The sequence below is a fragment of the Labrenzia sp. PHM005 genome (assembly GCF_006517275.1).
Lineage (GTDB): Bacteria > Pseudomonadota > Alphaproteobacteria > Rhizobiales > Stappiaceae > Roseibium.
The window spans coordinates 1,065,744-1,085,903 of sequence record NZ_CP041191.1; the positions used below are offsets into that span (position 1 = coordinate 1,065,744).

Annotated in this window: 21 protein-coding genes; 14 read left to right on the forward strand and 7 right to left on the reverse strand. The window is 55.8% G+C overall.

Translation table 11 applies throughout. The annotated features are described in order from the left end of the window. Window positions 1-259 precede the first annotated feature (259 nt). Window positions 260-730 carry a DUF1203 domain-containing protein gene (locus FJ695_RS04710; protein ID WP_141184359.1) on the reverse strand — a complete coding sequence of 157 codons (471 nt, stop codon included), beginning with the start codon at window positions 728-730 and terminating at the stop codon, window positions 260-262. 177 nt (window positions 731-907) lie between these two features. Here FJ695_RS04710 and FJ695_RS04715 point away from each other — a divergent pair, with 177 nt between their 5' ends. From FJ695_RS04715 to FJ695_RS04775, 13 genes are all read left to right on the forward strand, one after another. After that, window positions 908-2,518 carry a GMC family oxidoreductase gene (locus FJ695_RS04715; protein ID WP_141184360.1) on the forward strand — a complete coding sequence of 537 codons (1,611 nt, stop codon included), beginning with the start codon at window positions 908-910 and terminating at the stop codon, window positions 2,516-2,518. Window positions 2,519-2,586: 68 nt separating this feature from the next. Beyond that, window positions 2,587-3,348 (forward strand): molybdate ABC transporter substrate-binding protein, encoded by a 762-nt coding sequence (modA, locus tag FJ695_RS04720; protein ID WP_209010923.1) that lies wholly within the window; start codon window positions 2,587-2,589, stop codon window positions 3,346-3,348. Window positions 3,349-3,392: 44 nt separating this feature from the next. Continuing rightward, entirely contained in the window at window positions 3,393-4,100 is a 708-nt protein-coding gene (gene modB / locus FJ695_RS04725) for a molybdate ABC transporter permease subunit (protein WP_141184361.1), read from the forward strand. Beyond that, complete coding sequence (gene modC / locus FJ695_RS04730) at window positions 4,087-5,184, forward strand: molybdenum ABC transporter ATP-binding protein (RefSeq protein ID WP_168206264.1); 1,098 nt, start codon at window positions 4,087-4,089, stop codon at window positions 5,182-5,184. Before modB ends, modC begins: the two co-directional genes overlap by 14 nt. 88 nt (window positions 5,185-5,272) lie before the next feature. Further along, the gene (locus FJ695_RS04735; RefSeq protein ID WP_209010924.1) at window positions 5,273-7,009 is read left to right on the forward strand and encodes a sensor histidine kinase; all 1,737 of its coding nucleotides are present in this window, start codon (window positions 5,273-5,275) and stop codon (window positions 7,007-7,009) included. Between the two features lie 4 nt (window positions 7,010-7,013). Further along, window positions 7,014-8,348: a sigma-54 dependent transcriptional regulator gene (locus FJ695_RS04740; protein ID WP_141184364.1), complete on the forward strand. Its 1,335-nt coding sequence runs from the start codon at window positions 7,014-7,016 to the stop codon at window positions 8,346-8,348. Window positions 8,349-8,432: 84 nt separating this feature from the next. Beyond that, entirely contained in the window at window positions 8,433-8,867 is a 435-nt protein-coding gene (locus FJ695_RS04745; RefSeq protein WP_141184365.1) for a carboxymuconolactone decarboxylase family protein, read from the forward strand. Between the two features lies 1 nt (window position 8,868). Continuing rightward, window positions 8,869-9,786, forward strand: coding sequence for an RNA polymerase sigma factor SigJ (gene sigJ / locus FJ695_RS04750; protein ID WP_141184366.1), 918 nt, complete (start codon window positions 8,869-8,871; stop codon window positions 9,784-9,786). 2 nt (window positions 9,787-9,788) lie between these two features. Next, on the forward strand, window positions 9,789-11,012 hold the full coding sequence (locus FJ695_RS04755) for an MFS transporter (protein WP_141184367.1): 1,224 nt from the start codon (window positions 9,789-9,791) through the stop codon (window positions 11,010-11,012). Window positions 11,013-11,269: 257 nt separating this feature from the next. Then, the gene (locus FJ695_RS04760) at window positions 11,270-12,277 is read left to right on the forward strand and encodes a DctP family TRAP transporter solute-binding subunit (RefSeq protein ID WP_141184368.1); all 1,008 of its coding nucleotides are present in this window, start codon (window positions 11,270-11,272) and stop codon (window positions 12,275-12,277) included. Between the two features lie 116 nt (window positions 12,278-12,393). Then, entirely contained in the window at window positions 12,394-13,026 is a 633-nt protein-coding gene (locus FJ695_RS04765) for a TRAP transporter small permease (RefSeq protein WP_141184369.1), read from the forward strand. 4 nt (window positions 13,027-13,030) lie between these two features. Then, window positions 13,031-14,632, forward strand: coding sequence for a TRAP transporter large permease (locus tag FJ695_RS04770; RefSeq protein ID WP_141184370.1), 1,602 nt, complete (start codon window positions 13,031-13,033; stop codon window positions 14,630-14,632). A 156-nt stretch (window positions 14,633-14,788) separates the two neighbouring features. Then, window positions 14,789-15,436, forward strand: coding sequence for an MSMEG_1061 family FMN-dependent PPOX-type flavoprotein (locus FJ695_RS04775; protein ID WP_141184371.1), 648 nt, complete (start codon window positions 14,789-14,791; stop codon window positions 15,434-15,436). 104 nt (window positions 15,437-15,540) lie between these two features. On the opposite strand, the gene FJ695_RS04780 is transcribed toward FJ695_RS04775, so the two are convergent. Then, window positions 15,541-15,822 carry an SCP2 sterol-binding domain-containing protein gene (locus FJ695_RS04780; protein ID WP_141184372.1) on the reverse strand — a complete coding sequence of 94 codons (282 nt, stop codon included), beginning with the start codon at window positions 15,820-15,822 and terminating at the stop codon, window positions 15,541-15,543. A gap of 232 nt (window positions 15,823-16,054) precedes the next feature. Beyond that, window positions 16,055-16,861 (reverse strand): MipA/OmpV family protein, encoded by an 807-nt coding sequence (locus FJ695_RS04785; RefSeq protein WP_141184373.1) that lies wholly within the window; start codon window positions 16,859-16,861, stop codon window positions 16,055-16,057. Between the two features lie 226 nt (window positions 16,862-17,087). Here FJ695_RS04785 and FJ695_RS04790 point away from each other — a divergent pair, with 226 nt between their 5' ends. Further along, entirely contained in the window at window positions 17,088-17,384 is a 297-nt protein-coding gene (locus tag FJ695_RS04790) for a YggT family protein (RefSeq protein WP_141184374.1), read from the forward strand. 54 nt (window positions 17,385-17,438) lie between these two features. Here FJ695_RS04790 and FJ695_RS04795 read toward each other — a convergent pair whose 3' ends face one another. The 4 genes from FJ695_RS04795 to FJ695_RS04810 form a co-directional block, all read right to left on the reverse strand. After that, entirely contained in the window at window positions 17,439-17,630 is a 192-nt protein-coding gene (locus FJ695_RS04795) for a Trm112 family protein (RefSeq protein ID WP_141184375.1), read from the reverse strand. A 27-nt stretch (window positions 17,631-17,657) separates the two neighbouring features. Continuing rightward, window positions 17,658-18,335: an LON peptidase substrate-binding domain-containing protein gene (locus tag FJ695_RS04800; RefSeq protein ID WP_141184376.1), complete on the reverse strand. Its 678-nt coding sequence runs from the start codon at window positions 18,333-18,335 to the stop codon at window positions 17,658-17,660. Between the two features lie 90 nt (window positions 18,336-18,425). Next, a complete protein-coding gene (trxA, locus tag FJ695_RS04805) occupies window positions 18,426-19,370 on the reverse strand; it encodes a thioredoxin (RefSeq protein ID WP_168206518.1) in 945 nt (314 codons plus the stop codon). A gap of 208 nt (window positions 19,371-19,578) precedes the next feature. Continuing rightward, window positions 19,579-20,097 carry a prolyl-tRNA synthetase associated domain-containing protein gene (locus FJ695_RS04810; protein ID WP_141184378.1) on the reverse strand — a complete coding sequence of 173 codons (519 nt, stop codon included), beginning with the start codon at window positions 20,095-20,097 and terminating at the stop codon, window positions 19,579-19,581. Window positions 20,098-20,160: the final 63 nt, after the last annotated feature.

Sequence of the window (20,160 nt, forward strand, 5' to 3'; positions counted from 1 at the left end):
ACATCAACTATAGCCGATAACTGTGAGAAGCGGCGTGACAAGCTCCAGTTCTGACAAAAATGCCGCACCACTTCTTTGTTTTTTAGTGTGCCTAGTGGTTTGACACCAACATTTGCATCCGCGTGACGCACACTCATTCTTGCAAATGTTGGAGTCTTAAAAACCACTGGCCAAGTCTATGTTTCTAGTGGAGTTTTTGAATTTGACATTTGAAAAAGAGCTCACCCGCAAACGGGATTAAAATGTCGAATTCGATCCACTAAGTCCAAGCGTCCAGCCGTGTCACCTTCGCAGCAAAACACCCCCGTTTGGCATAGTGCAAGTGGATATAGTCCACCTTCGGGTTTTCGAAAAACTGCGAGATCGTGCCTTCCGCGTCTGTTCCTTCAACAACATCTGCATCGACAATTTCATGCCGGGAATTGAAAGCCCGAACCGACAGCAGACGGCTGATAATCGATGCCGGAATTTTACCGGGCTCAGGGTGACTTTCCTCTGCTCCGGCCTTCACAAAAATCGCATGGCGTGACTGGTAAGGTGACTTGCCGGGCTGGTGTTCGAAGTTGAGCAAATAAACACGTTCGCCCGCAGCAGCATCGGCCAGCGAAACACGGCAGGGAAAACCGCCATCAGAGATGTGGACCTGAATGTCCCGAGCGGCCAATTCTTCATCGGTAAAACCATTCAAATCGGCAAATTGATCTGCTGCGAGTGGTTGAATTTGAAACATGAACCTTGTCCTCTTGTGGTGTGAGAGGACACTAGAAACCCTGGAAAACAAACACGACCCGATTTGCGAGCGGTCAGAATAAATCCATCCGGACATATGAAGTCTTTTACCTTCCGGCTGACTTGACCGTTTGGTCAGTCCGTGCCTCCATCACCGGCAACAGTTGTGGGAGGAAAAATGCGCGACCTGGGTGCTTGGGACTACGTGATTGTTGGCGCAGGGACCGCCGGATGTGTTCTGGCCAACCGTTTGTCGGAAGACCCGGACGTCAAAGTCCTGCTTTTGGAGGCCGGCAAACGCGACAATTACATCTGGGTGCATATCCCAGTCGGCTATCTCTATTGCATTGGCAATCCGCGTGTGGACTGGGGGTTTACCACGGCGCCTGACAAAGGCCTGAATGGCCGCTCGCTGCTTTATCCGCGCGGCAAGGTGCTCGGAGGCTGTTCTTCCATCAACGGCATGATCTACATGCGCGGCCAGGCCTGGGATTACGATCACTGGCGCCAGCTTGGTCTTGCCGGATGGGGCTGGGACGATGTCCTGCCCTATTTCCGAAAATCTGAAGATCACTATGCCTGGGACAATGACCTCCACGGCCAGGGCGGAGACCTGAGGGTTGAAGAACAGCGCATCTCCTGGGAACTGCTCGACGCTTTCCGCGATGCCTGCGAAGAAAATGGCATTCCCAAAACCAAGGACTTTAACGGCGGCGACAATTTCGGGTCGGCCTATTTTCAGGTGACCCAAAAATCCGGCCTGCGCTGGAATGGGGTGAAGGCCTTTTTGAAACCGGCACGAAACCGGCCGAACCTGAGCATCCTAACCGAGGCCCATGTTGAACAGATCCAGTTTGAAAATGGACGCGCCAACACACTTGATCTGGAAGTTGCCGGCGAACCGGCCAAAGTGACGATCTCTGGCGAACTGCTTCTTGCTGCAGGCGCTATCGGCTCGCCGCAGCTGCTGGAACTCTCCGGCATCGGCAATCCGGAGGTTCTGACCAAAGCCGGTATCGAGACGCGCCATGCTCTGCCGTCCGTCGGAGAAAATCTTCAGGATCACTTGCAGCTCCGGCCGGTCTACAAAGTCAAGAACGCCAAAACTTTGAACAAGATGGCCAACAGCTGGACCGGCAAGGCCAAAATTGGTTTGGAGTATCTCCTGAAACGTTCTGGTCCAATGTCATCTGCCCCCAGCCAGCTCGGTGTCTTTGCCAAGACCGATCCGTCCTTTGAAACTGCCAATGTCGAATATCATGTGCAGCCGCTGTCGCTGACCAAATTTGGCGAACCGCTGCATGATTTCCCGGCAATGACCACAAGTGTCTGTAACCTTAGGCCTGAAAGCCGGGGTCATGTGCACATCACGTCGCCGGACAAAAGTACCCAGCCGGAGATCCAGCCAAATTACCTGTCTGCCGAGGCCGACAAACGCGTGGCTGCCGACGCCATCCGGCTCACCCGCAAACTCATGGCGTCATCTGCGATGAAAAAATATGAACCAGAAGAGTATTTGCCAGGCGTCGATTATTCCAGCGAAGATGAGCTCGTGAAGGCTGCGGGCAACATTGGCACCACGATTTTCCACCCGGTCAGCACTTGCCGGATGGGGATTGATGAGGGGTCCGTGGTTGATGACCGCCTGCGCTTGCGCGGCTTCGACAACATTCGCGTTATCGATGCCTCTGTGATGCCGACCATCACGTCCGGCAACACCAATGCTCCAACTGTCATGATCGCAGAAAAAGGCTCGGATATGATCAAAGAAGATCGGCGGAATAGGTAAAACTCCGCTTGTTTTGAACAGCACCATCCGTAGAGAGCGGAAAGAATGAAATCGAGAAGGACACCCTTTTGCGCCTAAGCGTTTTATTCGCAGCTGTTCTCTTGTTGGTCCAAACTGCGAATGTATTTGCCCAAAAGCCGCTGACTGTATTTGCTGCATCCAGCCTGAGTGAGGCGATGATGCAAATTGGTGCGGCCTTTGAAGCCGAAGCAGGCACGCCGGTGACGGTGTCTGTTGCCGGAACCGGAACCCTGGCTCGCCAAATCGAGGCGGGGGCGCCTGCGGATGTCTTTGTCTCGGCGGACGCTATTTGGATGGACTATCTGGTTGACCGGAGCGCGGTTCAACCGGAAACCCGGGAGACGATTGCCTCCAATCGGCTGGTCCTCATCGGTCCCGAAGATGCCCCTGATTTTGACTATTTGAATGAGGGTATTGCTGCGCGCCTCAAAGACGGCCGTTTGGCTATGGCCGATCCAGAGACGGTCCCGGCTGGGCGATATGGCCGGGAAGCTTTGAAAACATTGGGTCTTTGGGAAGATGTCGAATCCAGGCTCGCGCCGATGGAAAATGTCCGCGTAGCGCTGGCCTCTGCTGCCCGCGGCGACACGCCACTCGCCCTGGTTTATGCCACCGACGCTGCGATTGAGCCGGATGTCCGCGTCCTGGCGGTTCTGCCGGCGGAAAGCCATCCAGTTATTGAGTATCCAGCGGCCCTCACTCTATCGGCCGGTCACCCGCAAGCGGAAGCATTTCTGGCATTCTTAAAGGGGCCGGAAGCTGCGAAGATCTTGCGTTCCTTGAGCTTTTTGACCGATAAGGGGAGTTAAGCCTCCCCGGAGGGCGGGAGGAGCCGGATACGATCAGAGCGCGCGTGGATTATTTCACTCTTCAGCCTGCGGAATGGCAGGCCCTACTTCTTACCTTACGGGTTGCAGCAGCAGCGCTTCTTGTCGCATTGCCATTGGCCATTCTGACCGCCTATGGCCTTGCCCGCTTTCAGTTTCCGGGACATGGCATCGTCAATGCGCTGGTGCATCTACCTCTGGTTATGCCGCCCGTGGTAACCGGTTATGTTTTGTTGCTCGCCTTTGGTAGGAACGGTCCGGCAGGGTCTTTTTTGAGGGAGAACCTCGGTATCAGCTTTGCCTTCAACTGGACCGGCGCCGCGCTGGCCGCCGGCGTGATGGCCTTTCCGTTGATGGTCCGGCCGATCCGCTTGTCCTTTGAAGCGGTGGATCCGAAGCTGGAAGATGCGGCCCGGTCCCTCGGCGCCCGGCGTATGATCATCTTTCTAACCGTCACTCTGCCGCTTGCACTCCCAGGGATTCTGGGAGGGGCGATCCTCGGGTTTGCCAAAGCCATGGGGGAATTTGGCGCGACGATCACTTTTGTTTCCAACATTCCTGGTGAAACCCGCACGCTCGCCCTGGCGCTTTATACAGCCACCCAAAGCCCAAGTGGAGATCTGGCAGCTTACCGGCTGACAATCATCGCCGCCTGCGTCGCCTTCGGCGCGCTGATCGCTTCGGAAATGCTCGCACGCCGCCTAAAAAAACGGCTGGGAGGTGCGGATGCTTGATGTCGACATCACCGGCCGCGTCGGCGATATGCCGCTCACCGCCAAGTTTCAAAGCGAAGGTGGTGTGACGTCGCTGTTCGGGCAATCAGGTGCAGGCAAAACCAGCGTTACCAATATGATTGCCGGGCTGGTCCGCCCGCAATCGGGACGGATTAGCGTCAACGGAACAACGTTGTTTGATGCGGATAAGAACATCAATCTGGCGGTTCAAGCACGGCGCATTGGCCATGTATTTCAGGACGCCCGCCTGTTTCCGCACATGAGCGTCAGTTCCAACTTGACCTATGCGCGCTGGGCCGGGCGGCGCAAAACCAGCCGGTCCATGGACGAAGTTGTTGACCTTCTGGGGCTCAAACATCTGCTTCAGCGCAAACCGGCCACCCTTTCCGGCGGCGAACGGCAGCGGGTTGCCATTGGCCGGGCGCTCTTGTCTGACCCGCGCTTGCTGATTATGGACGAACCGCTCGCCAATCTGGATCAGGCCCGGCGCAACGACATCCTGCCTTATCTCGATCGTCTCTGCGCTGAGGCTGGCATCCCAATTCTCTATGTCAGCCACTCCATTGAAGAGGTCGCGCGCCTGTCGCAAACTCTGGTGATCCTGTCGGATGGGCAAACGCCAGCTTTTGGTCCGGTGGCCGACATGCTCGCCAGAACAGACCTCGGCAAAGCAACAGGCCGTCATGAAGCCGGGGCTCTTTTGGAAGGAACCGTCAGTCACACCGATGAACAATGGGGCCTGACCCATATCGATATCGGTGGCCCGGTCATCCAGATCCCGGACCTTGGCGCCAAACCGGGTGAAACGATCCGACTGCGGATCCGGGCAAGGGATGTCGCGCTTGCCAGCGAACCGCCGAAGGGCCTGTCGATCCGCAATGCGCTTGCCGGCACCATCCGCAGCATTTCGGAAGAAAGCGGTCCTTACGCGGAAATTCTATGCTCAGTTGGCGCCCAAACAATCCGCGCCCGTATTACCCGTGCTTCGGCGGCCGATTTGGACTTAGCCGAGGGCAAAGACGTTACCGTCTTGATCAAAAGTGTTGCCATCGACCGGCGTCAGAGAGCGCCGGTGATTGGATGAGGTTTCTTTTCCGGCAAAAATCCTTCGTTATACTGGTGCCATGAGACGTCCACATCAACGCCGCGGCTGGCGCCAGCTGAATTGGGGAATGGCAGTGGCCACACTTGTGGTTAGCCTCGCAGTTGTGTTCCTGACCGGCTTGGCCAGTTTGCGTTTCACTCTGGCGGAAATCGAAACGCGCGCTGACGCCAATTTGGCCGTTCAAACAGCTGTGCTGGAACGGCTTTTGGACAAGTTCCGGCTTCTGTCTCCGCTGCTGGCACGCGGCCCAGAAACTGGCCGAATGGTTGCTGGCGAAGGCACTGAATTCGACCGGAACATCGTTTCCGTGACCGCCGGGATGTCGGGCGCAGAGGAAATCTGGCTGATGGATCCAGGCGGCCGCACACTTTTGAGCAGCCGGGACAACGTGCCCAGCGGAGCCATCGGCGGCGGTTCGATGATCCCTGATGCCTTTTATCAGGCAACACAAGGCCAGCTCGGCCGGGAATTGATCCCAGGCACACCGGAAGTTCCGGCCAGTTATGTGTTCGCGTCGCCGCTCCGCAGCGGAAATGAACTTGCCGGTGTACTTGCGGTCCGGGTCAGCCTAGCCGATGTCGAACAGGCCTGGGCACTGAGCAAGGACCCGATTGTTGCGGTTGACGGCAAAGGACGTGTGGTTGTCAGCAACGTTCCCAATTGGCGCAATAAGGGATTTGCCTCTCTGGACCTGACACGCAACGCTGCAGATTTGACGCTTCTTGACCGTCTCGCACTTTTGTTGCCGACAGCAGGTCAACGGCCTGTGCATATGGAACTTGCGGCCAGTTTGCCGGTGCTAGGATGGCAGGTTCGAACCTTCGCAGATGTGGAATCTGCCCGCCGGCAATCCGGCTGGGCCATGTTGATTGCGCTGCTGGTCTGCGTCATTGCGGCTGGTGTCCTGTGGTTGATTGCCTTCCGGCGCCGCGAGCTGGATCGTCAGATCCGACGCGACAAGGCAGCCGCACTTCGTCTGGAACGGCGCGTTAAAGCGCGGACCGCCGAACTGCGCACTGCCAACAGGCAGCTGGAACAGGAAGTGTCCGAACGGCTCCAGGCCGAGGCAGACTTGCGCCAGATGCAGGCGGAACTGGTGCAGGCGGCCAAATTGGCAACACTTGGCCGGATGTCCGCCGCGCTCAGCCATGAATACAATCAACCGCTCGCCGCGATCCGATCGGACGCGGAAATTGCCGAAATGCTGATCGACCGGGGACGGGCCGATGAGGCCAAGGGCAACCTCACCCGGATTGGCGGTATGGTCAGCCGGATGGCGGAAATCGCCAAAACCCTGAAGGGCTTCACCCGGAAATCGGGCACGGACATCAAACCTGTCTCACTCCGCCAGGTGGTCGATGAGGCGATGCTCTTGCTGCAGCCCCAAATCAAACAGACCAAGGTCGACCTGGTGATCGACTTACCGAAGGAAAATCTGATTGTTGGCGGTGGCCGGATCCGGCTGGAACAAGTGGTCATTAATCTGCTCGCCAACGCTCTCGATGCCGTCAGTACAGAAGCCCAGCCGAAAGTGTGTCTGACGCTGGAACAGATTGGCGGCAAAGCGGTTATGAGGGTCCGCGACAATGGCACGGGCATCAGCGAAGATGTGCTGCCGCAGATCTTCGATCCCTTTTTCACCACCAAAGACGTAGGTGCCGGCCTCGGCCTGGGTCTATCCATTGCTTACAAGATCGTGCATGACTTCTCTGGATCGTTAAGCGCGGACAATCACGAAGACGGCGGGGCCGTTTTCACCATGAGCCTGCCGCTTGCGGATGAGACATTATTGGCAGCGGAATAGACGAATGGATCAGGCCACAGTCCTGTTGATTGACGATGAAGACGATCTGCGTACATCCTTGACGCAGGGCTTGGAACTGTCTGGTCAGGACGTCTTTGCTTCCAGCCAGCCGGAAGACGTTCTGGAACGGATCAACCGTGATTTCTACGGTGTCTTGGTCAGCGACATCCGGATGCCGGGGACCGATGGCTTTACGGTCATGAAACAGGCCTTTGAGATCGATCCGGCTCTGCCCGTCGTTCTGATCACCGGGCATGGAGATGTTCCGCTTGCGGTGGAGGCCATGCGCGCCGGGGCCTATGACTTCATGGAAAAGCCCTTCACCGTGTCGCATCTGGCATCGGTGGTTGAACGCGCGCTCGATAAACGCCGTTTGGTTCTGGAAAACCGCAAGCTGCGGGAAGAGCTGGCGGATCGCACCGGATTGGAAAGCCGCCTTGTCGGCCGGACCCCGGCGATGGATCTGCTGCGCCGGAATGTGTCCGCGTTGGCAGCGACCGATGCCGATGTCTTGATTCTGGGCGAAACTGGATCGGGCAAGGAAGTTGTTGCCCGTGCGCTCCATGACGAAGGCCCGCGCAAGGACAAACCGTTTGTTGCGCTCAATTGCGGCGCCTTGCCGGCTGAAATCATTGAATCGGAACTCTTTGGTCACGAGAAGGGTGCCTTTACCGGAGCCAGTGGCCAAAGAATCGGCAAACTGGAACATGCCCACGGAGGCACCGTCTTTCTTGACGAGATCGAATCCATGCCGCTCGATCTTCAGGTCAAGCTGCTGCGCGTGATCGAGACCCGCACGATTGAAAGGCTTGGTTCGAACAAGGCGATTGAGCTGGATGTCCGCTTTGTCGCCGCTACCAAGGATGACTTGGAAGCTGCTGGCCGGGAGGGCCGCTTCCGTCTGGATCTGTTTTACCGCCTGAATGTGGTCAATATCGAAATCCCGCCGTTGCGCGACCGTCTCGAAGACATTCCGCTGCTCTTCCGTCACCTTGCGATCGAAGCACGGGCCCGGTACCGGCGCGAGATCCCGGACATCACCGACAGTTATATAACCAGCCTGATGGCACGGGATTGGCCGGGGAACGTGCGGGAACTACGCAATGTCTCCGACCGGTTTGTCCTTGGCTTGGAACAGGATCCCGAGCAGCAAGCAGGCCCCGGAGCCACCTTGTTCGAGCAAGTGGCCTCTTATGAAAAGACACTGATTGCCGCGGAGCTGAAACGCAACAACGGCGCCATCAAACCGACCTATGAAACCCTCGGGCTCTCCCGGAAGGCGCTTTACGAAAAGATGCGCAAATACGGGCTGGAAAAAGAAGACATGATGTCGGTCTAAAAAAATTCTACTGCATGTCACAGCCGGAAAAGCTGCCTCGTCACCTTTGTATCGAACCTATTCGATCTAAACGAGGTATTTGAAATGACTGCAGCAACTGCACCTGTAAACCATCATCAGCAAATTCCGGCGATTGCCCAGACCCTTGGCGGTGTCTCAGCTTCCTTCGTGAAAGAAGGACTGGAGGCCAAACTTCAGCATCTTGTTGATCTGCGGGTTTCCCAAATCAACCAATGCGCCTTTTGCGTCAAAATGCACACAAAGGAAGCTCACGAGGCAGGGGAAACCAGTGAACGGCTCGAGCGTCTGATCGTCTGGCGCCATGTTCCTGATTTCAGTGAAAAAGAAAAGGCTGCTTTTGCCTGGGCCGAAGCGCTAACCTATGCAAATTCTGAAACGCAGTATGGACCACTGCGCGCGAACCTCAGACAGCATTTTTCAGAAAATGAAATCAGTCTGCTGACGGCCGCCATTGGTATGATCAATCTCTGGAACCGGGTTCAAATTTCGAACTATTAATATGAGTGAGCAAGACAAACTCGACAGGTTTGAATTGGCCAGGCCCCGCCTATTGGGGCTGGCCTACCGCCTGCTTGGGTCTTGGGCGGATGCGGAAGACGCCGTTCAAGATACCTTCCTGCGCTGGCAAGATACGGATGCCGGCGTGATCCACAATCCTGATGGCTGGCTGACGACCGCCTGTACCAACCGTTGTCTCGACATCTTGAAGTCCGCCGGACGCCAGCGTGTCGACTATGTCGGTCCGTGGTTGCCGGAACCCCTGCAGACCGAAACGGTCGCGGGCCCTGAGGAGCGGCTTGAATTGGCGTCGTCTTTGACCACGGCTTTCCTGTTGCTTTTGGAGCGGCTCAGCCCGAAGGAACGGGCAGCTTATCTGCTGCGCGAGATCTTTGATCACCCGTACAACCAAATTGCTGAAACACTGGATCTTTCTGAATCGGCTTGCCGTCAGCTGGTATCAAGGGCTGGCCGGGTCATTGGCAAGGACAGTGCACGCTATGTACCCAGCGAAGAACGGCAAAGTGAACTTTTGTCCGCTTTTCAAAATGCGATCCGCACCGGTTCGCTGACAACACTCAGTACCATGCTGTCAGAAGACATTGAGCTGCACACTGATGGCGGCGGTAAAGTCCGGGCTGCACTTCGGATTCTGAACGGCCGGGAAACGATCGAAATCTTTCTGCGTCAGGTTCTCTGCAAAGCCTGGCCTGGGTATGACCTGAACACAGCGGAGATCAATGGCCGGCAAGGGTTGATCGCATCGGAGAACGGCGAAATCACCGCTGTCTTGACCGCCGAATTTGGCGAAGATGGCAAAGCCCGTCAGATTTTCATCATGCGTAATCCGGAAAAGCTCCGGCATTTCATGACGCTCGCCCGGCATGAAGCTGGCAGTGGAGAACTAAAGGTCAACTGAGCATGTCGACAGAACGGAAAACCTTGTGTGTCGTCCTGTTGACGACGCTGACGGGATGGATTGGCTTTTCTCTTCCCTTCCCGATTTTCAGCCACATCTTTCTGGATCCGGCTCATGGCATCGTGACAGCGGACATGAGCACCGTGACCCGAACTATGCTGCTCGGGTCGGCGATGGCGCTTTATCCGCTGGGTCAGATGATCGGCGCCCCATTCCTAGGCCGTCTGTCGGATAAATATGGCCGCAAACCGGTGCTGGTTGCCTGCCTCTGGCTGACAACACTGGGCGCTTTGATTCTAGCCTTTGGTGTGGCAGCCGGATCCATCGCGCTGATCCTGATTGGCAGGCTGTTCACCGGTATCGCCGAGGGCAGTCTGGCCATTGTTCAATCAATCGCATCCGATATCAGTTCTCCGCGCACCAAGGCTCGCAACTTTGCCTACATCGGTATTGCGATTGATGTCGGTTTCATCATCGGTCCCATCGCAGGTGGTTTGTTGTCGGATTCAGCGCTTCATCCCATGTTCAATGTGGCCTTGCCGTTCTGGTGCGGAGCCGCGGTGTTTGGCGCAAATGCAATAATGGTGATGGCATTTCTGTCTCCGGCTGGACAGGCAGAAAAACAGACTGCACCTGCAAGAAGCCTGCGCGCAGCTTTGACGGACCGGTCACTGGTTCCAGTTTTTGCGCTGACCTTTGCGACCTTCTGGGCGATCATGATCTTCTTTGATTTCTCAGCCGTCTATTTCGTCCAGGTTTTTGACACTCAACCGGCCTTGCTGGGCGTCTTGACAGCCTTGATATCGGCGCCGTTGATCGCCTCGGGGCTGGTCGCCGGCAAGGTTGACGAGAAGATCGGACCGGTGAAAATGGCTTACCTGTCCCTTGGATTGCTTGCAGGCGGCACAGCGCTTTTCCTGATCCCGGACAGTCTGATTGGGCTCGCCCTTCCCGTGTGCATCATTTGCGTAGGGATCAATTTCGGCCAGACGGCCACGTCGGTGATTGCTTCTGATCGGGCAGGCCCGGGCGAACAGGGCCAGGTCATGGGCCTGTACCGGTCGATTACTGTTGCCGCTGCAGCGATTTCGGCAATCATCGGTGGTCTTCTGGCTGGTTTTACCCCGCAAGGACCGTTTTTGACCGCAATTCTGGCCGCTGGCCTAGGCTTTTTAGTTTTGAATGCCCTTCAAAGTACGCCTGCACCGGTAACGGAAGACGCCTAATCTCAGAAAAATGATGTTGCAGCTGCCGATGTGTCGAAACCGACCCATCGGTAGTTTTCCATGTGTCGCTTTCCACCCAGAATCTTAATCATTCGATTTCCGTGGCGGCAGACCATTCATTTCTCACCGACTGGTTTTGGCCATTTCCTGCCGGTTCCAGGCAATTGGCACAGGCTTTGCTGTTAAAGCTGCGACCCGCGCCTTGCGCTGTCCAGCCATAATGGCTGTCTTTTGAGAAATGTCTGGGAGGACATCCAATGAAAAAGTTTGTTATCGCCGCTGCTGCTGCGGCTTCTTTCGCCATGACATCTGGTGCTTATGCTGCTGACGAATGTGGCGACGGCGAAATCGTCATCAAGTTCAGCCACGTTGTGTCCGCGCAAGGCCACCCGAAAGGTGAAATGGCATCTGCTCTGGCGGATCGCATCAATGCGGAAATGGATGGTAAGGCCTGCATGCAGGTGTTCCCGTCTTCGCAGCTGTTTGACGACAACAAGGTGATGGAAGCCCTTCTGCTCGGTGATGTTCAGCTGGCCGCACCGTCGCTTTCCAAGTTCGAATCCTACACCCTAAAGTACCGCCTGTTCGACCTGCCGTTCCTGTTCTCCAACATGGAAGCTGTGACCACATTCACCAAGGGTGAAAAAGGTCAGGAACTGCTCGGCGCGATGTCCGACTACGGTTTCGTGGGCCTTGGTTATGTCTTTAACGGTCTGAAGCAGTTCTCTGCCAACAAGCCACTGGAAGTTCCGTCAGATGCCAAAGGCTTGAAATTCCGCGTTCAGACGTCTGACGTTGCGGTTGCCATGATTGAAGCCATGGGCGCAAACGCTCAGAAACTGGCGTTCAAAGAAGTCTACGGCGCGCTGCAGACCGGTGTTGTGGACGGTCAGGAAAACACCTGGTCCAACATCTACACCAAGAAGTTCTTTGAGGTTCAGGACGGCACCACTGAAACCAACCACCAGCTGCTGACCTACCTGGCAGTGACTTCTCAAGAATGGCTAGACAGCCTGGAAGCTGGTACCCGTGATCAGTTCCTGAAGATCTTCAACGAAGTTGCAGACGAGTACAACAACCGTTCCACCGAGATCAACGCTCAGAACAAAGCCAAGATCATCGAAAACGGCGGTGTTGTCCGTCAGCTGACACCTGAGCAGCGCGACGAGTGGGTTAACACCATGAAGCCGGTTTGGGGCAAGTTCAAAGACGACATCGGTCAGGACGTGATCGATGCTGCGGTTGCATCCAACCAAGCCAGCTAATTCTGGCTCATCGTGACCGGGCACAGCCCGGTCACACTTTTCATTTTCAAAAATCAGTTGCCGCATAAAAGCGGCTGGAAGCCGGCGCTGATCGCGCAGGTTATGGGGAGGCTTGCATGTCCCGCGTCGGACGGTTTGTCGATTCTTTGGAAGAAAACATCATCGCCATCATCCTGGCGCTGATGACCATCGTCACCTTCAGCCAGGTGGTCGCCAGATACGGGTTCAACTCCGGCTGGGGCGGTGCTTTGGAACTCACCCGCGTTCTGTTCGCCTGGCTCATCCTTTTCGGTATGAGCTATGGGCTGAAAATCGGCGCTCACCTCGGCGTGGACGCTGTCATCAATCTTCTGCCGCGTCCGCTGTTCCGTCTCGCCGCTCTCTTGGGCGCAGCGCTGACGGTCCTTTATGCCCTGCTGCTGTTTGATGCCACATGGTTCGGATCACTGTTTGGCTTGGACCACAAAGGAGCCACCGGCGGCGCTTACGCTTATGTGGCGAAGTTCTACAAGCTGCCCATCGGCATGGAAGATTTGAAATGGCCGGTGTTCATCCAGGAATGGTTTGATGTGAAAGAGCGTGTCCCGCGCTGGATTCCCTACATCATCCTACCAATTGGCCTTCTCCTGCTTGCCTTCCGCGCGGCCCAGGCTTTTGTCCTGATCCTCATGGGCAAAAAAGACGCCATCATCGCTGCCCACGAGGCAGAAGAGCTGGTGGCGGAAAACAAAGACGTCTTGAAGGACTGAGCCGATGGAAACCGCATTCTTATTTTTCTTCGTTTTCGGCTTTTTGTTCCTCGGGGTTCCGATTGCCGTCTCGCTTGGCCTCTCCGCCGTTCTTTACATCGCGCTCTTCAGTCACGATTCCATGAGCTCCGTGGCTGTGCAGCTGTTCAACGCCTCGCAGAACTTCACCCTTCTGGCGATTCCGTTCTTCATCCTGGCCTCCAGCTTCATGTCGACCGGTGGTGTTGCCCGTAGAATCATCCGCTTTTCAATCGCAACGGTGGGTTCGATTCGGGGCGGCTTGGCGATTGCGGGCGTTTTCGCCTGTATGCTGTTCGCAGCGCTTTCTGGCTCCTCTCCGGCAACGGTGGTCGCCATCGGCACCATTGCCATCGCCGGTATGCGTCAGGCGGGCTACACCAAGGAATTCGCAGCTGGTGTTATCGCCAACGCGGGTACTCTCGGCATCCTGATCCCGCCGTCCATCGTGATGGTCGTTTACGCTGCTGCCACCAACGTTTCCGTCGGGCGTATGTTCTTGGCGGGTGTTATCCCCGGCATCATCGCCGGTCTGATGCTGATGATCGCCATCTACATCATGGCGCGGGTCAAGAACTTGCCAGCACAGCCGTGGCCGGGGTTCAAGGAAATCTGGGGCGCCTTGTCAGAAGCTGCTGTCGGCCTTTTCCTGATGGTCATCATCCTCGGCGGGATCTATCTCGGCATCTTCACCCCGACGGAAGCTGCTGCGGTGGCCGCCGTTTATGCCTGCCTGATCGCCCTCTTTGTCTATCGTGACATGGGTCCGCTTTCAGGTATTGGCTGGGTCGAGGAAAGTGATAGCCCGCTGGCGCTTACTGGCTTCAAGGCAATCACTTATTCGGTCGTCTTGATGCTGGCCTGGTCTGGCATTGCCTATGGTGTGACCGACCGGACGGCGATGTTCGGTTGGGATAGCTTTGTGGTGCTTCTTGTTGCCCTTGTGGCCTATCCGCTGCTGCGCGCTGGCATCAGCCCTGCCCAGCTCACGCCGGCCTATGCCGCAGGTGGGAAGGTCTGGGGCCGGAACCTTGCAATCATCGGCTGGAAATTTCTACCGGCATTGTTCCACAAAGACACCAAGAAGGTTCTGACGGATTCGGCCAAGACGACCATCATGTTGATGTTCATCATCGTCAACGCGCTGCTCTTTGCACACACGTTGACGGCCGAACAGATTCCGCAGGTGATTACCGACTGGATGGTCGAAGCCGGCTTCAACTGGTTCACCTTCCTGATCGCGGTCAACATCTTGTTGTTGATCGGCGGCCAGTTCATGGAACCGTCGGGTCTGCTCCTGATCGTTGCGCCGGTGGTGTTCCCGATCGGTCTTGAGCTTGGAGTGGATCCGATCCACCTGGGTATCTTGATGGTCGTGAACATGGAAATCGGCATGATCACACCACCGATCGGTCTGAACCTCTTCGTGACATCCGGCATCACAGGCATGAGTCTGGTTCAGGTTGTGAAAGCGGCCGCTCCGTTCGTGCTGGTCTTGCTGGCCTTCTTGATCCTGGTGACCTACGTCCCGGCACTCTCCACATGGCTGCCGTATATGCTGATGGGTCCGGAGATCATCACAAACTAGGTCCGGCGTTAAACTCAATATAACGCTTCAAGCGGCGGGCTCGGGCCCGCCGTTTTCTTTTGTTGTGTGATGGCGTGCCCATTCTTTGAAAGAGCGCGATCGCTTTACCGCCGGATTTGAAGATAATGATCTCCGTATTGAAGCTAGGAGCAGCGAATGCCGTCCTCAACTGATCCATTTTCATCGCTGACTGAATTTATCACCACCCCGGAAGAGCTGGAGAACATCGGGGGGCATCCCCTTCCGCAAATTGCAGCCAAGGAATTGCCTGCTCTCGACGAGATTTGCCGTGATTTTATCTCCCGGTCCCCTTTTTGTTTTGTCGCCTCTGCCAATCCGGGTGGCCACATCGACATCTCGCCAAAAGGGGACGCGGCCGGCTTTGCAAAAGTCCTCTCGCCATCGCTGTTGGCCATTCCGGATCGTCCGGGCAACCGCCGTCTCGATACGTTTCACAATCTTCTCAAGGATCAGCGCGTGGGGTTGCTGTTTCTTCTGCCAGGACGGGGAGAAACCATTCGTATTCGCGGCGAAGGAAAATTGACCCGGGACCCGAAGCTCCTGAAAAGCTTTGAAGTTCAGAGCCGTTCTCCAAAGTTGGCTTTGGCCGTTCACGTGACGTCTGTCTTCATGCATTGTCCCAAATGCGTGTTTCGTTCTGGCCTCTGGCAGCCCGAGGCCTGGCCAGATGTAACCGGCCTTGCAGACATGAATGAAGCGATGGTCAAACACGCCCAAATCGGCCTCAGTCCGGAAGAGTGGTTCGAAACACTCAAACAAAAAGGCGAACTTGATCTCTGGTGACAGGGTTAGGCAAACCATTTGACTGCAGATGGCGGGCGCACAAAAAAACCGGCCTCCGAAGAGACCGGCTGCGAGGTATCTGCTTCTTTTTGGAAGAAGTCGGTTTAGACGACGCTACCCAGTTTCATGGCAACGCTCATGTCGCCTTCTACTTGCATCTTGCCGCCCATGAATGCTGCAGTCGGGTTCAAGTCTCCGGACAGCATGTCGGCCAGATCTTCAGCGGTCATCTTGATGGTGCAATCCGCCTCGTCATTGGCATTGCTGACGTCGGAACCTTGCAGAAAGATTGTGCCGGCATCGCCAAGATCGAATTTCACGCTTTCTTCGATACCGCCACCGGAAACCTTGTCGCGGATGTCGTTGGTGAGCTGTTCCAAGGACATAGAATTTTCTCCCATATGATTGAGGCGCTAGCCTCTCGTTGCTTCACTTGAAGCATGCCCTTTACGTAATCGTCAAGTGCAAAATGTCTTTTGAAGACTTCTTTGCCAGATTTTGACGATGCAAAATACAAACCTGCGCAGATACTCTCCGCTTTTCATCAGTTAGCCAATAAAAAACACGGGGCCATTGGACCCCGTGTCTTAAAAGTCAGTGTGACTGGGTAAATCCAGCTTATTTGAAAACATCGAAGGCAAAGCGGTACGTCACGCCCAAGCCAATGTTGAACTGGTCTTCGCTGCCAATCTTGGCAATCGGGCTGTCGGCCGCATCGCCGATCAGGCGTTCATAGCCACCCTGCAGATGGAGCCGGACATCATCGTTCCAGTCATAGCTGACGCGTGCAGCAAGCCCGACAGATTTGAAACCAGTTCCGCCTGGATCATATGCGGTCAAACGACCACCGCTGGCCGCAGCTTCTGCAGCGGACACGCCAAAATAAGTGTCCATGTAGTTGCCGGATGCAAATTCTGCGCGCGGGCCGATGCTCAGCTCCCACTTTTCTCCCGGATAGAGAATTCCGTCGAATCCGAGCTGGCCGACCTGGCCTGTGTGACCATTAAATCCCTGGCGCAGTTCTGCAAAGGCACGCCAGTGTTCGCCTCGAAAACCGCCGCCAAGGCCCAATTCCAAGGCCCAGTTGATCTTGTTGGTCCCAGTCAAATCTGTCGTATCGCTTGCTTCGCGCGAGCCGACAAACCCAAATGAGGGGTAGAAAAACACACCGCTGCGCCGGCGTCCGTCGACCACCTGACCGATGCCTGGAACATAGAAACGGCCAACTGAAATTAAAGGAAACGGATAAATAAGATAGGAATCCGATGCTTCATAGCGCGGTTTGATCATGGCTCCGACACCGAGATCGACCACAAACTGGCGGTTTGCGTCTTGTTCAGACAGACTGCCGCCCTGCGCAAAAGCTGCTCCGGAAACGGTCCCAGCCAGAAGGGCAACCATGGCCCGCGATATGATTTTTTTCATGTGGTCCACACAATACCGGAAATTGTCAGGCCGGAAGATAGCACGATCAGTGCTAACGCAAAGTGCGGGAGAGTCGGGTTTTGATTAACTGTTGCATTTTGGCACCGCGTTATCAGTGGGGAATTATCTGCCGTTTTCCCACGCAACACCCGGTTCGGCTTGCAGCCGGCAGTTCGGAAAGCTACATGAAGAACAACACCCGCTCATAAAGGCAACGGACCGGACCATGACAGCCCTTTTCACCGTGATCCTCATCGCACTGCAACTCTATGTCTATGTTGTGATCGCCAGTGCGATTTTCTCCTGGCTCTTTGCCTTCAACATTGTCAACCCGCGCAATCAGATCATCGCGATGATTGGGCAGGTTCTCTATAATCTGACGGAACCCGCACTGCGGCCGATCCGCCGGTTCATGCCGGATCTCGGCGGGGTCGATATTTCTCCAGTTGTGCTGCTGCTTGGCATCATCTTCATTCAGATGATCATTCAAACCAACTTGATGCCGCTCTTCCGCGGTTTCTAAATTCCAAAAAGAAAACCCGGGCACGACGCTCGGGTTTTCTTTTCTGAAGTCTTTTCACTCTTCGATTTTTCGCGCCTCGTCCGGCAGCATGATCGGAATGCCATTGCGGATTGGATAGGCCAATTTGGCCGTCCGAGAGATTAGCTCCTGCGCATCCGCATCGTATTCCAGCGTTGTTTTGGTGACTGGGCATACAAGAAGTTCCAAAAGTTTCCGGTCCACTGGCCGGTCAGGTGTTTCATTCATAAAAGATGCCGTTTCCGCTTTTAGGGCTTATTGCAGCGTTGCTCCGCCATCATTTTCGGAGCGCGCCAGATCCATTTCCGTGATCGCGATCAGGGTTTCAGCCCGTGTCTTGAGATCGTGAGCCTCCAACAGCGCCTGTTTTTCCTGCGGCCCGTAAGGGCACATCATACACAAGGCATTCACCAGAACTTCTGTTTCTGCCTCTGAGACACTATCCCAATCGGCTTCCAGGCTGTTGGCGTCGAGATATGCCCGCAACGTGTTCAATAGACCGTTGCGATCTACGTCTTCTTCGCCTTCTCCACATTTCAGGTCATCGGAAAAAGGCGCAAAATCGACCTCCACCTGCCGGAATTTAGTCAAAGCCGACAGCTCTTTGCCGATCTTGAAACGGGTGACCCCTTGAAGGGTGATCAGGTAGCGGCCGTCTCCAGTTTCCTGAAATCCGGTGAGACGCCCGGCGCAACCGACGCTTTCCAGAACTGGATTGTCCGGATCAGAGGCCGGGCGGCCTGCGGACGGCTGCACCATGCCGATCAGACGATTGCTGGCCAAGGCTGCGTCGATCATGTCGATGTAGCGCGGTTCAAAAATGTTCAGGGGCAGTTGGGTTCGTGGAAGGAGCAACGCACCGGAAAGTGGAAACACGGGTAGAACGGGCGGCAAATCCGCGATCGTTTCATAAATGGCATTTCCTGCCTGCATCTTTGGCCCTTTAGCTTGTCTTTATTGCCTTTGGCTATGCTGGCGCCAATCAGCCGTTACCGGCATATCTGTGGCGGCAGCAGGCAATCGTCAAGCGAACAGGACCGCGGAGAGTTTGCGCCGGCCATAAGCACTGGCCTCATCCTTGAAGCCCCAGGCTTCAAAAAATTGTAGCAGTTGCTTGCGCGCACCGTCTTCGTTCCACTCCCGGTCCCGGCGGACGATTTCGATGAGTTGATCGACAGCCGCTGTTTTCGCACCTTTGGCATTCAATCCGAGTGCAAGATCAAACCGGGCCTGATGATCATCCGGGTTCTGGGCAATGCGCTCTTCAAGACCTGCCAAATCGCCAAGAGAGGCGGCCTGTTCGGCCAGATCAACAGCTGCTTTGGCAGCCATATAAGCTTCGTCGGTCCGCTTGTCTTCAGGAGCCAGGTCCAACGCCTGTTTGGCCCGCTCCAGATCGTCTGCGCCGAGGTAACACTGTGCAAGGCCTGCAATCGCCTGAACATTGTCGGGCTCTGCCTGCATCAGAGCCCCGAAGAGCTGTGCGGCTTGCCCAAAGTCCTTATCAGCCAGCAAGGCTTGCGCTTGCTCAAGATAGGCTTCGGCCGGGTTGGCTTGCGCCGGACCGCCAACTTTTTCAATAAACGCCTTGATCTGGCTTTCCTGCTGGGCGCCCATAAATCCATCGACCGGCTGCCCGTCTTTAAACGCAATGACGGCCGGAATGGACTGGATGCCCATTTGCCCGGCGATTTCCGGGTGGTCCTCGATATTCATCTTGGCCAGTTTCACGGTGCCGCCAGCGGCTGTGACCGCTGCTTCGATCAGCGGTGTCAGCTGTTTACATGGGCCGCACCACGGGGCCCAAAAGTCTACAAGAACCGGTTGCTGCCGGGAGGCTTCCATAACCTCCGCCATGAAGGTTTGTGTCGTGACATCAAAGATCAGATCGCCGCCAGCTGCACCGCCCGGTCCGTTGCCGCCGGCGCCACCGCCGCCATTACCGCCTTGACCATAGCCGCCGCCCATACTGGCGCCGAAACCGCCGCCGACCTGGCCGCCAATGCTGTAGTCGCCGTTGCTCATAGATCTGCCTCTTGCTGTTCGGCTGGTGAAAACTTCAGCCACACATTTCGGATGCCATCACCTGCATCGAATCCGCTTCTAACATGGCGCGGCCGATAGGGGATTACAAATGTCTTTCAAAGGACTTCCAAAATGGAAGTCTGTGGCCGCCTTATTCTGCAGCTTGCGCCTGGGCGCTCACTGCCAGGATCTGAGGTTCGTGGCCACAAGCCTTGACGAAGGCGATCAGGTCGCCCGACGCGATGGAGGTGGTCGCATCGTTCTTGAGCGGATGATAGTTCAAAACATCATGCGCCATCATTGCGGCATCGAAGACCGCCGTTACCCGCTGGTCTTGACGGTCGTTGATCAAGGAGAACGGCGTCACCGATCCGGGCTCGACCCCAAGAACCTCCATCAAAAGGTCTGCATTGCCAAAAGAGACCCGGCCCTGTGCTCCAAGGATCTGATGGACTTTCTTCAGATCGATATCTGCATCATGCAAAGTGGTGATCAGGAACAGGCGGCCCTTCTTGTCTTTGACAAACAGGTTTTTGGTGTGTCCGCCTGGAATGCGGTCGTGCAGGTCACCGGATTCAGCAACGGTAAATACAGGATCATGATCCACAGTGGTTACATTGATCCCCAATTCCTGAAAGAAGCTCATGAGCTCATCGCGGCTGGCTGGCATGGTGTTTCCTGAAAAAATTTTGTCCTTTGGCAGCTCTCTAACGCGTTTTGCGTCCTTTCGGCA

Excerpts from the sequence above, each read along its gene's own strand:
- FJ695_RS04710 (WP_141184359.1), bottom strand. The coding sequence starts at position 730 with ATGTTTCAAATTCAACCACTCGCAGCAGATCAATTTGCCGATTTGAAT.
- FJ695_RS04715 (WP_141184360.1), top strand. The coding sequence starts at position 908 with ATGCGCGACCTGGGTGCTTGGGACTACGTGATTGTTGGCGCAGGGACC.
- FJ695_RS04735 (WP_209010924.1), top strand. The coding sequence starts at position 5,273 with ATGGCAGTGGCCACACTTGTGGTTAGCCTCGCAGTTGTGTTCCTGACC.
- FJ695_RS04740 (WP_141184364.1), top strand. The coding sequence starts at position 7,014 with ATGGATCAGGCCACAGTCCTGTTGATTGACGATGAAGACGATCTGCGT.
- FJ695_RS04745 (WP_141184365.1), top strand. The coding sequence starts at position 8,433 with ATGACTGCAGCAACTGCACCTGTAAACCATCATCAGCAAATTCCGGCG.
- sigJ (WP_141184366.1), top strand. The coding sequence starts at position 8,869 with ATGAGTGAGCAAGACAAACTCGACAGGTTTGAATTGGCCAGGCCCCGC.
- FJ695_RS04755 (WP_141184367.1), top strand. The coding sequence starts at position 9,789 with ATGTCGACAGAACGGAAAACCTTGTGTGTCGTCCTGTTGACGACGCTG.
- FJ695_RS04760 (WP_141184368.1), top strand. The coding sequence starts at position 11,270 with ATGAAAAAGTTTGTTATCGCCGCTGCTGCTGCGGCTTCTTTCGCCATG.
- FJ695_RS04765 (WP_141184369.1), top strand. The coding sequence starts at position 12,394 with ATGTCCCGCGTCGGACGGTTTGTCGATTCTTTGGAAGAAAACATCATC.
- FJ695_RS04770 (WP_141184370.1), top strand. The coding sequence starts at position 13,031 with ATGGAAACCGCATTCTTATTTTTCTTCGTTTTCGGCTTTTTGTTCCTC.
- FJ695_RS04775 (WP_141184371.1), top strand. The coding sequence starts at position 14,789 with ATGCCGTCCTCAACTGATCCATTTTCATCGCTGACTGAATTTATCACC.
- FJ695_RS04780 (WP_141184372.1), bottom strand. The coding sequence starts at position 15,822 with ATGTCCTTGGAACAGCTCACCAACGACATCCGCGACAAGGTTTCCGGT.
- FJ695_RS04785 (WP_141184373.1), bottom strand. The coding sequence starts at position 16,861 with ATGAAAAAAATCATATCGCGGGCCATGGTTGCCCTTCTGGCTGGGACC.
- FJ695_RS04790 (WP_141184374.1), top strand. The coding sequence starts at position 17,088 with ATGACAGCCCTTTTCACCGTGATCCTCATCGCACTGCAACTCTATGTC.
- FJ695_RS04795 (WP_141184375.1), bottom strand. The coding sequence starts at position 17,630 with ATGAATGAAACACCTGACCGGCCAGTGGACCGGAAACTTTTGGAACTT.
- FJ695_RS04800 (WP_141184376.1), bottom strand. The coding sequence starts at position 18,335 with ATGCAGGCAGGAAATGCCATTTATGAAACGATCGCGGATTTGCCGCCC.
- trxA (WP_168206518.1), bottom strand. The coding sequence starts at position 19,370 with ATGGGCGGCGGCTATGGTCAAGGCGGTAATGGCGGCGGTGGCGCCGGC.
- FJ695_RS04810 (WP_141184378.1), bottom strand. The coding sequence starts at position 20,097 with ATGCCAGCCAGCCGCGATGAGCTCATGAGCTTCTTTCAGGAATTGGGG.